The following is a 292-nucleotide window of genomic DNA, read 5'->3' as shown; positions in this document are numbered from 1 at the left end:
GGACTACAGGGGTTTCTAATCCTGTTTGCTCCCCACGCTTTCGCGCCTCAGCGTCAGTAACGGACCAGTATGTCGCCTTCGCCACTGGTGTTCTTCCGAATATCTACGAATTTCACCTCTACACTCGGAGTTCCACATACCTCTTCCGTACTCAAGATAGCCAGTATCAAAGGCAATTCCAAGGTTGAGCCCTGGGCTTTCACCTCTGACTAAACTATCCGCCTACGTTCGCTTTACGCCCAGTAATTCCGAACAACGCTAGCCCCCTTCGTATTACCGCGGCTGCTGGCAG

The 292-nt window shown here is 52.4% G+C and carries 1 rRNA gene; it reads right to left on the bottom strand.

What is annotated here, in order from left to right:
* A 16S ribosomal RNA gene (locus BTW08_RS18315) occupies positions 1-292 on the bottom strand; the annotation flags it as partial.

This window comes from Salinicola sp. MH3R3-1, assembly GCF_001937155.1.
GTDB classification, from domain to species: domain Bacteria; phylum Pseudomonadota; class Gammaproteobacteria; order Pseudomonadales; family Halomonadaceae; genus Salinicola; species Salinicola halophyticus.
This window is presented reverse-complemented; position numbering and strand designations above follow the sequence as displayed.